The organism is Microcystis sp. LE19-41.2A, from assembly GCF_027530405.1.
GTDB classification, from domain to species: Bacteria; Cyanobacteriota; Cyanobacteriia; order Cyanobacteriales; family Microcystaceae; genus Microcystis; species Microcystis aeruginosa.
Window position 1 is genome coordinate 1 of sequence record NZ_JAPZQJ010000253.1, and the last position, 8,990, is coordinate 8,990.

At 44.1% G+C, this 8,990-nt stretch carries 10 protein-coding genes; 4 read left to right on the top strand and 6 right to left on the bottom strand.

Going from position 1 to position 8,990, the window contains the following annotated elements:
• Nucleotides 1-126 precede the first annotated feature (126 nt).
• Nucleotides 127-1,122 carry an amino acid ABC transporter permease gene (locus tag O9290_RS11180; protein WP_288058721.1) on the bottom strand — a complete coding sequence of 332 codons (996 nt, stop codon included), beginning with the start codon at nt 1,120-1,122 and terminating at the stop codon, nt 127-129.
• A gap of 85 nt (nt 1,123-1,207) precedes the next feature.
• Between O9290_RS11180 and O9290_RS11185 the strand changes: the two genes are divergently transcribed.
• The gene (locus O9290_RS11185) at nt 1,208-1,723 is read left to right on the top strand and encodes a single-stranded DNA-binding protein (RefSeq protein WP_002758269.1); all 516 of its coding nucleotides are present in this window, start codon (nt 1,208-1,210) and stop codon (nt 1,721-1,723) included.
• 159 nt (nt 1,724-1,882) lie between these two features.
• Here O9290_RS11185 and O9290_RS11190 read toward each other — a convergent pair whose 3' ends face one another.
• From O9290_RS11190 to O9290_RS11200, 3 genes are read right to left on the bottom strand one after another with little or no spacing between them, the layout of a single operon-like run.
• Nucleotides 1,883-2,095 carry a hypothetical protein gene (locus O9290_RS11190; protein ID WP_002758270.1) on the bottom strand — a complete coding sequence of 71 codons (213 nt, stop codon included), beginning with the start codon at nt 2,093-2,095 and terminating at the stop codon, nt 1,883-1,885.
• The gene (locus O9290_RS11195) at nt 2,082-2,297 is read right to left on the bottom strand and encodes a PIN domain-containing protein (RefSeq protein ID WP_002758272.1); all 216 of its coding nucleotides are present in this window, start codon (nt 2,295-2,297) and stop codon (nt 2,082-2,084) included. Before O9290_RS11195 ends, O9290_RS11190 begins: the two co-directional genes overlap by 14 nt.
• Before the next feature lies 1 nt (nt 2,298).
• Nucleotides 2,299-2,472 (bottom strand): hypothetical protein, encoded by a 174-nt coding sequence (locus O9290_RS11200; protein ID WP_002735110.1) that lies wholly within the window; start codon nt 2,470-2,472, stop codon nt 2,299-2,301.
• A 432-nt stretch (nt 2,473-2,904) separates the two neighbouring features.
• Between O9290_RS11200 and O9290_RS11205 the strand changes: the two genes are divergently transcribed.
• The gene (locus O9290_RS11205; protein WP_288087055.1) at nt 2,905-3,573 is read left to right on the top strand and encodes a PEP-CTERM sorting domain-containing protein; all 669 of its coding nucleotides are present in this window, start codon (nt 2,905-2,907) and stop codon (nt 3,571-3,573) included.
• A 117-nt stretch (nt 3,574-3,690) separates the two neighbouring features.
• Here the strand turns inward: O9290_RS11205 and O9290_RS11210 are convergent, their stop codons facing one another.
• Nucleotides 3,691-5,262, bottom strand: coding sequence for a Na+/H+ antiporter (locus O9290_RS11210; protein WP_002758276.1), 1,572 nt, complete (start codon nt 5,260-5,262; stop codon nt 3,691-3,693).
• Between the two features lie 97 nt (nt 5,263-5,359).
• A complete protein-coding gene (locus O9290_RS11215) occupies nt 5,360-6,547 on the bottom strand; it encodes an RNA-guided endonuclease InsQ/TnpB family protein (RefSeq protein ID WP_288087058.1) in 1,188 nt (395 codons plus the stop codon).
• A gap of 172 nt (nt 6,548-6,719) precedes the next feature.
• Between O9290_RS11215 and O9290_RS11220 the strand changes: the two genes are divergently transcribed.
• Both O9290_RS11220 and O9290_RS11225 read left to right on the top strand, forming a co-directional pair.
• Complete coding sequence (locus tag O9290_RS11220; protein WP_012266592.1) at nt 6,720-7,259, top strand: DUF3038 domain-containing protein; 540 nt, start codon at nt 6,720-6,722, stop codon at nt 7,257-7,259.
• A gap of 194 nt (nt 7,260-7,453) precedes the next feature.
• Entirely contained in the window at nt 7,454-8,788 is a 1,335-nt protein-coding gene (locus tag O9290_RS11225; protein WP_288057839.1) for a DUF4335 domain-containing protein, read from the top strand.
• Nucleotides 8,789-8,990 lie beyond the last annotated feature (202 nt).

Sequence of the window (8,990 nt, forward strand, 5' to 3'; positions counted from 1 at the left end):
AATTATTAATGAGATTATTTCTATATATTCTTCCTACACCCCACACCCCATCACCCCATCACCCCATCACCCCATCACCCCATCACCCTACACCCTACACCCTACACCCCACACCCCACACCCCAATCAACGCTGTTCTAACCTACGACTGGCTAGGGACATAGAATAACAGAAAATCCAGTAAATAAACGCCAAAAATAGATAAACTTCTGGATAATCGCCGATAAATTTCGGATTAGCCAAAACCGATCCTGCCATACCCAAGAGGTCCACCAGTCCCACGATCGCCAGTAGGGAAGTATCCTTAAATAAACTGATAAATTGACCAACAATAGCAGGAATGACCGCTTTTAAAGCTTGGGGTAGAACGATCAATAATAAAACGAAAATCGGTTTTAAACCCAAGGCTTTGGCCGCTTCAACTTGACCTTTGGGAATCGCTTGTAAACCACCCCGGACATTTTCGGCCAGATAGGCTGCTGCAAAAAGGGTAAATCCGGCGATCGCTCTGATTACCCGTTCCGGTCTGGTCCCGGCGGGTAAAATTAAAGGTAACATCACCTGAGCCATGAATAAAATTCCCAACAAAGGTAAACCGCGCAATAATTCGATATAACCAATAGATAGCCAACGAATTGCCGGTAATTCACTCTGTCTCCCCAGGGCTAATAATACCCCCAAGGGGAAAGATAAAATCATACTGGCGATCGCTACTAATAAAGTTAAGATTAAACCACTGAGATCATCGAGGGGAATTGCCTTTAAAAATAATCCCCCCAATAGTAACCAAGCAATTAAAGGTAAAGTCAATAACCAGAGCAATCCCCACCAGCGTTGGAGAAAAGCGGGGCAATTGGGGAAGCGACCCCGGTTTAATTGCCAAGAAAACAGTGATAAAGCCGCAAGTATCGTTAAAATCAGCCAAATTCTCCATATTGACTGTTCTGGATAACGACCGACCACAAATAAACCGATATTTTCCGTCACTACAGCCCATTTTGCCTGATTTATCGCCCAATCGAGAAAACTTAAACCACCCCAGAGGCTGAGAAATAGACCCGCAAGGGTTAAGATGACGTTGTACCAAGTGTTAAAGAGATTTTTTCTTAACCAGAGTCCCATAAAATTCCCTAACCTCTACAGTGGTGATCCTTGTACTTTTTCAGTACAATGGTGCTATTAGAAAAATTCAGACTGATTTTCGACCATGAACAGTTGCATTTTAATGGCTAAAATTGTCCGTCGTCCCGAATTACGTTATACCCAAGATAATCAAACTCCCTACGCTCAAATGTTAGTCGAGTTTTCTGCCAATCGTGCCGAGGCAACCCCGACTAATTTAAGGGCCGTAGCTTGGGGAAATTTGGCCTCAGAAGTCGCTCAGAACTATAATGAAGGCGATCAAGTAATTTTGGAAGGTCGTCTCTCGATGCAGACGATCGATCGTCCCGAAGGTTTTAAGGAAAAACGGGCCGAATTAGTCATTAGTCATCTCTATCATCTTGACGGCAGCGTGAGTAGCGGTGAAATGGCAGCCCCGACTCCAGAAAAAGTCGTGCCAATCAATACCCACAAATCGAATAAAACCCCGGTGGAAAAACCCGTCGCACCTGTCTCCACCGGGGATTTTGAATATGACGCATCCTATGAACTTTCTAATCCTTCCGCTTGGCAACCTAGCGACACATCGGTGGAGGAAAATTTAGACGATATTCCTTTCTAATCACCCCGACAGAATGGCTCTTCTCGATTTTGTCTGATAATTTTTGCTTATGGAATCGTGAAATGCTGATCGGGCAAGACTTTCAGCACTATTTGGCGGATATTCTATCAGTATAGACCTCGTTTCCACACAGAAACCAGAAGAGCCAGTTCTTGCCTTCTAACCCCCTAACTCCCCACCATTGATACTTTTCTTTTGTTGAACGTAGCTCTGAAAATCGGCGAGGGTCAGTTCATCTAACCACTGGTGTCGCTCGGCGGTGTAATCTCCATGGCCGACTTCCAATTGTTGCAGGAAGCGGAGCATTCCCACCACCCCTAAAGAGTCAACTAAAGCTTGATATCCTTGTTTTCTCAGTTCAGCTAATTTCATTGCCATCCTCCTGTAAAGTCGCCATCAACCAAATCACGGGATTCTCTACCGTTACGTTAATTGAATCTCTATATTGTTGAGCTTTTCGCAGCAGCCTGTCATCGGTGGTCAGGAAAATATCAGCGCCCCCCGCTTCAGCAAAAGCCAGATGTAAGGCATCATAAAACTTAAAACCCAGTTGGGAGGTACGGAGTAGGGGCAATTCATGAATTGCCCCTACTGGCGATGGGCGTTTCCCTCGATACCATCCAACGGGCAGCTTCTACAGTAGCTTCTTGCCAAAATTCGGCATCAGTAGCAGCTATATCTGAATAATCTATATCAGAATCTTTCATCTGACCAAGGAGCTTTAATTGTTCCTCTCTCGACATAGTCATAATAAATAATCACCTAAGTAGGTAGGCGTTAAAAATCATCAGATCCCCCCGCCTATCGGCACCCCCCTTATCAAGGGGGGCAGGGGGGATCGAACCTAAAATCCATTTTTAATTTAATTATAACCAGCTACTTAACAATGTTAGCGAAATTTTGAACCCTATGACCGAATCTGACACACTGCGCCACAATCCCTCACGGAAGGCGATCGGTCGCCTGAGAAGCAGTAACACAGGGGAAAATACCTGAAACTCTTTCCCCTGTGAATCCCTAAGCTAGGGAGAAGAATATAAAGATTTATTAAATTGTAACTTTTGATACAGTTGTGGGGGGGGAGTGTGTATCGTTTTGTTGTCCGCCTTTGGGGTTGGGTTGGAGTGTTGCTTGACCTAGCTGCGAGGAGGGCAATCGCACTGTAGGGGGTTTTAAAAATTATGAGTTCAAATGTAAATGTACTGAAGAAGGTCTCATTGGCAGCCGTTGGAATGATCGCAATTGATTTAACAGGAGCAACTCATGCGTTCGCCGTGTCAATAGGCTTCGAGGGGTTGCCCGACGGAACCGTCGTAACGAATCAATTCTCTGACGTAGTATTCTCCGCGAATGCGGGGTTCGTAAACAAAGTAACCACTCAGCCCGGCCTTGGTTTCGGAAATAACTTCATTTGTACTGCACCTACAGCAGGGGGAATCAACTGTACTCAAGAGACGATCCTTACCTTTAGCAGCGGAGTTAATAATCTATCTTTCTACCAGGTAGGAGACAATGCTAGTGGTGTAGTCGCCTTGGTTGATGTGTTTCAAAACGGCTTATTTTCTGTAACCGTTAATATTTTGGGATTCAATGACTCTTCTGTACCAAATCTCGTTGACCTAACTGGCTTTAGTAATGTCTCGTCTATACGAATATATAACATTACTGATCCTGCCGGACTCGGATGGGATAACTTTCAGTTCGACGTAGCTACTAAACCTGTCTCCACCCCCGAACCCACCTCAACCATAAGTCTCCTCGCACTCGGCACACTAGGCGCAGCCTCAACCCTCAAGCGCAAACTAAAACCCTCCCAATCCACTGAAAAAGAAACTACAAAAGTCTCCTAAAATCCCCCATAAAACCCCACAAAAACCCCTGCAATTAATGAAAGGGGTTTTTGTCATAAAACCCAGTCGTTGGTCGTTAGGAGAATTAAGATTGAGTGTATGTACCCCAAAATAGTCCTACTGTTCACTAATTTTACTTTCAGCGAGAATTTCTTGGAGGACGGGGGATAAATTGCTAGTTAAACGGCCGGATCGAATAAATTCAGCGTAGGTATCAGCTTCGATATCTAGGAGGGTTTCCCGAAGTTGTTCCATTGTCAATAGCTGTAATTGGGGATAACTATCGTTGAGAGATTGTATTTCCGCTTCTACGGTCTTTAACTTTTCTTTGACTAGATGCTGCTCATAACTAAAAAATTCGGGGGCAACATCGGGAGATTTATCTAACTTAGAAAGATAGTCTAAAACCCTTTTTAAAGCTACCCGTCGGGCTAAAAGTTCCGCATAGTTTTCTCGAATTGGTTGATCACCGATCAAGTCTAATCTCGATAGGAAAGTTTGAATAGTTAATCCTTGAACCAAAAGGGTAAAGAGAACAACTCCGAAGACGATATCGATGATATCCTGACGATTGGGAAAAATAACCGGCACACTTAAAGCTAGGGCAATAGAAACGGAACCGCGCAAACCTCCCCACCATAAAACCGTTTTTTCCCGCCAATTAATTTTAGTTTCCATCAAGGCATTACTAACAGTTGCCAAAGCAAAGGTAGCCAGAAAACGGGCCGCTACCACGGCAGCGATCGTGATAAAAATTAAATTGAGATTATCGGCTAAACTGGAGAGACGGATCTGATCGCCGATGAGGAGAAAAACGATCGAATTGACAAAAAAAGCGAGAAACTCCCAGAATTGCGTGACTAATAGGCGGGTACGGGGACTCATACTAATTCTAGAGCCAAAATTACCTAAAATAATCCCCGTAGTCACCACTCCGATTACCCCCGAACCCCCGAACTCCTCGGTTAATAAATAAGCACCGTAGGCGGACACAAGAGTTAAAGACTGTTCCACTAGGGGTAAATCGAGACGTTGAGTCAGATAGGAAATACCAAAACCCACTAAACAACCCACTGCCACCCCGATACCGATAAAAGCCGCAATCCGGCTAATGGTTGTCTCTAAGGATAGACCACTAGCACCGAGGGGAATTTCCACCAAAAGAGCGAAAGCGACGACAGCGACCCCATCATTAAATAAGCTTTCCCCTTCCAAAAGCACGGTGAGGTTTTTACTGGCCCCTAATTCGCGAAAAAGAGCGACAACAGCGACGGGATCCGTAGAAGAAAGGCTCGCACCCACTAATAATGCCGTAAATAGGGGTAAATTGGTCAATTCATCTAGGGTAAAACCAACCCCGAAAATCGAGATAATTACGCCGACAATAGCGAAAAGACTGACGGGAATCCAATTATCCTTCAGATCTCGCCAGCGTGTATTCCAAGCGGCTTCAAATAGCAAAGGGGGCAGAAAAATTTCTAGAATCAGTTCGGGGGATAGGTTCACCAGACGGATATCGATAAAAGCTAAACCTAAACCGACTATCACTAACAATAGGGTGTAAGGAATTTGGCGAAACCAGCTAAAAATCCTCGAAACCGTAGCCACACTCAGGGAAACGGACAAAACAATTAGAAATTGTTCTAAATTTTGCTTAATGACTTCATCGGTAGCGGATTCTAAACTCATTGGGTGGGAGGCAATCGGTGAGCGGACGTGCAAGAAAAGAACAATCTAAATTATTTGACATCCTCGCCGCCGTAAAACGGACGGCGATTCCCAAACCTCACGATTTAGGTTTCTGCTTCTTTCCCGAAGGATTTTTCGCACCTGCCTTCACAGATTTACTCTGTTCTGGTCTTATGGTCGCTCCACAGACTGACACCGCAAGCCCTGCGGCCAAAATATTTTTACTGGCGTTAATGTCTCGGTCATGGTGAGTCCCACAGTTCGGACAGTCCCACTCTCGAACATTTAACGGCAGCTTTTTCACAATATACCCACAATTACTGCACCGTTTAGAACTGGGAAAACATCTATCTATTTCGATGTAATTTTTCCCGTACCAACGGCATTTATAGGCTAATTGTCGGGTGATTTCTCCCCAGCTTACATCAGATATTGCCTGAGATAATTTCGGGTTTTTGACCATATTCTTAACGGCTAAATTCTCAACCACAATCGTTTGGTTTTCACGAACTAATTGAGTGGTTAGCTTGTGTAAATGGTCTTTCCTGCTATCGGTGATTTGAGCGTGAATCTTGGCTACTTTGATTTTTGCCTTTTCTCGATTCTTTGAGTCTTTCTGTTTTCTAGAAAGATTTTTCGATGCTCTTCGCAACCTCTGATAATGTTTCTTAAAATGCTTAGGATTAGACACTTTATCGCCGTCGCTGGTACTCACGAGGCTACTAATTCCTAAGTCAATTCCAATGGCTTTATCTGTTACTGGTAAAGGCTTAATCGTTGGGTCATCAAATCTTATTGAGATATGCCAACGTCCAGAAGGATGTAATCTGACCGTTACTGTACTTGGTTCACATCCGTCTGGTATTTGTCTTGACCATCGAATAGGTAAAGGTTCTGTGCATTTAGCTAAATAGATTTGTTTGTCTTTAAATTTAAAAGCAGATTTGGTAAATTCGGCACTTCCTCCTTGATGTTTTTTCTTAAAGTTAGGATACTTAGTACGACCAGCAAAGAAGTTAGTAAAAGCTGTTTGTAGGTGTCTTAAGCCTTGTTGTAAAGGAACACAGCTAACCCCATTCAAGAAGTCTAATTCTTCTTGTTTTTTCCACTCAGTCAACATCGAAGAAGTTTCAGTATATCCTACTCTTTCTTGTCTTTCGTACCATGCTTGTGTTCTGAGATGGAGAGCTTTATTGTAAACTAATCTTACACAGCCCAAGGTGCGCCGCAATAGCGACTCTTGTTCTGCTGTGGGGTAAAATCGAAACGAATAGGCTTTCTCCATATCTCACATTCTAGCATATATCGTGTAAATGCGCTACTATTTCATAGTAAAGCCGTCCTTTGAGAACGGGGTTTCAGAGCCAAAATTGGCGATGACACTTGAGAACCAGTGATTTTTTCTCCTAAACCCAAGTTTTTCTGCTGGCAATTCCTTATTATCTATGTCCTTGACTATGCCTCAGTCTGCCGAGTCCTCCACGGGTGAGGATTTACCCCTAGCTATCTCACCCAGTAACGAGCAGTTAGAGAATATTAATAGCTATTTAAACCTGATTTTGGCAGCTTTAGTCTCTCTAGCTAATTTAGACTCCGAGTCTATCACCCAAGCAGCCCAAGAATTAGCCTTAGATCTGGATACAAGCGATCGCCTAGTTGCCCACTACTGGCAACCCCAGTCAAACCTCTCCCTAGCGGACATCCGTTCTCTAGTTCTCCTCCTCTGTCATCTAGCCCAAAAAAAGCAAGAGTTAATCCGTCGCGCCGTAATTCTCTTGGAACAAGTGGGAACTCAAGGACAAGAACCGGTCAAAACCACGCTTTTGGGCAATTATATTGATAATTTTCGCTTAAAATACCCAGAAATATCGGAAAATAATCTCAGCAATTCTAGCCTAATTTCCCTAGCCTGGAAATTATTAATCGATTTATTGTTCTACAGCAGCCCCCGCAGTCATCTCCTTCTCTGGCACACCCTTTTGGCAAGTAAAAAGTAAAAAGGCTATCAGTTATCAGTTATCAGTTATCAGTTATCAGTTATCAGATATAAGTTATCAGATGTAAGTTTTCAGATGTAAGTTTTCAGTTCACCGATTACTGTTTACTGTTTACTGATCACTGAAAAAAAGCTTCCCAGTTCATAATTCATAATTCATAATTCATAATTTATAATTCCCACCGATAACTAAAAATGAGTAATCTAATTCGCAAATATACACCCCCCACCTGTACCCTAGAAATTTGGGGAAATAGTTCGCCTCTGGCGGTTTGGTTAGGTAAAAATGTCTTAAACGATGCCCACTTTCAATTGCGTTTTGATGATCCTAGATTGAGTGAGGAAAAACAGGTGACGATCAAAGGCGATCGCACACAATTACAACTCCTAGGGGAAATTGTCGCTAATTATGTGCAGAATTTACTCTCTAGTCCCGTTTCTACCCTCTCTTTCGTGGCTAGTGGTTCCCCCGAAAGCCATCTCCCCTCCTTACCCTCTCTCCGTTGTCAGGGACTTCTGCAGCATCAATTATTTTTAGGTTCCCTGCTAACCGATCAGGATAAACAGGAGATCGAATTAACCACATCGCAATTATTCGATCTAGCCAATGCTTTAGGGGAATATAACCATGAAAGCCCCCTAATACACCCATTAATTCGCCAGAAAACTCGAAAAAATGCCCTGATGTGGACGGGATTAATCGCCTCAGCCCTAATAACTATCGGGGGAATAGCGATCGCATTTTATCAACAGCAAGAATTGGCCAACAATGATTTAACCACTGATCCCAATAGTGCCAAGATTCCCCAACCCTTGCCAACGCTGCCTTTACCCCCCACGGGAACGGCCGCCCCAAACCCGCAGTTACCGGCAAATTTGGGCAATAAAACCCCTTTACCGCCACCGCCACCCGTGGGAACCGTTCCAGCCCCAGTTCGGCCCTCTAGCGTCCCCCTGGTGATTCCGCCGCCCACTTTACCGCCGCCACCAGTCACAGGTTCGCGTCCCGGCGGCACGGCGATCATAATTGAACCGAATAATCAGAACATCCCGATTACTGCCCCCCCCGTCACCAGCACTCAGGGTACAAATGCACTGACAAATGTTCCCCCCACCACGATGAATCCGAGTCCAGCACCGCCAAAATTGCCCAATTTACCGCCTATAAGCCCTATTAACCCCGACAATGCCAATTTAGACCCCAAACCGCCCACAAGCACCGCTAAAGCCCCAGAGACGAACTTACTAGATACAATTCCCCAAGTGGCAGAAACCAGAGAATATTTTCAATCCCGTTGGCAACCGCCGGAAAGTCTCAAGCATACTCTAGAGTACCGTTTGGTCTTAAATCAGGATGGTTCCCTAAAACAGATTATTCCCCTGGGACAGGCGGCGAAAATCTATCTCGATCGCACTAATATGCCCCTGCTTAATCAACCTTTTGTTTCTCCCCTCGATATCTCTGGTAATCCCCAATTGCGTCTGGTTCTTGGTTCTGATGGTACGGTGCGGACCTTTATGGAACAGTAATAGGCTGTAAGCTGCCCGTGCATTTAAATTGTCTCTTGAGACGGGGCAAGAGGCAATTTAAATAGGACTTGCTGAATAATGGTAAAACCCTTTGAAAATAAGGCTTTTGACCTGTTAAAATCTGATGTTAGTGCAAGAAAATAGGATTGGGACATTCAAAAACCTTGCATTATTCTCCTCGTAGTACATAAACTGGTACAAA

Bases quoted from the DNA above. Each gene is read 5' to 3' on its own strand.
- O9290_RS11180 (WP_288058721.1), bottom strand. From the start codon at position 1,122: ATGGGACTCTGGTTAAGAAAAAATCTCTTTAACACTTGGTACAACGTC.
- O9290_RS11185 (WP_002758269.1), top strand. From the start codon at position 1,208: ATGAACAGTTGCATTTTAATGGCTAAAATTGTCCGTCGTCCCGAATTA.
- O9290_RS11190 (WP_002758270.1), bottom strand. From the start codon at position 2,095: ATGAAATTAGCTGAACTGAGAAAACAAGGATATCAAGCTTTAGTTGAC.
- O9290_RS11200 (WP_002735110.1), bottom strand. From the start codon at position 2,472: ATGACTATGTCGAGAGAGGAACAATTAAAGCTCCTTGGTCAGATGAAA.
- O9290_RS11205 (WP_288087055.1), top strand. From the start codon at position 2,905: ATGAGTTCAAATGTAAATGTACTGAAGAAGGTCTCATTGGCAGCCGTT.
- O9290_RS11210 (WP_002758276.1), bottom strand. From the start codon at position 5,262: ATGAGTTTAGAATCCGCTACCGATGAAGTCATTAAGCAAAATTTAGAA.
- O9290_RS11215 (WP_288087058.1), bottom strand. From the start codon at position 6,547: ATGGAGAAAGCCTATTCGTTTCGATTTTACCCCACAGCAGAACAAGAG.
- O9290_RS11220 (WP_012266592.1), top strand. From the start codon at position 6,720: ATGCCTCAGTCTGCCGAGTCCTCCACGGGTGAGGATTTACCCCTAGCT.
- O9290_RS11225 (WP_288057839.1), top strand. From the start codon at position 7,454: ATGAGTAATCTAATTCGCAAATATACACCCCCCACCTGTACCCTAGAA.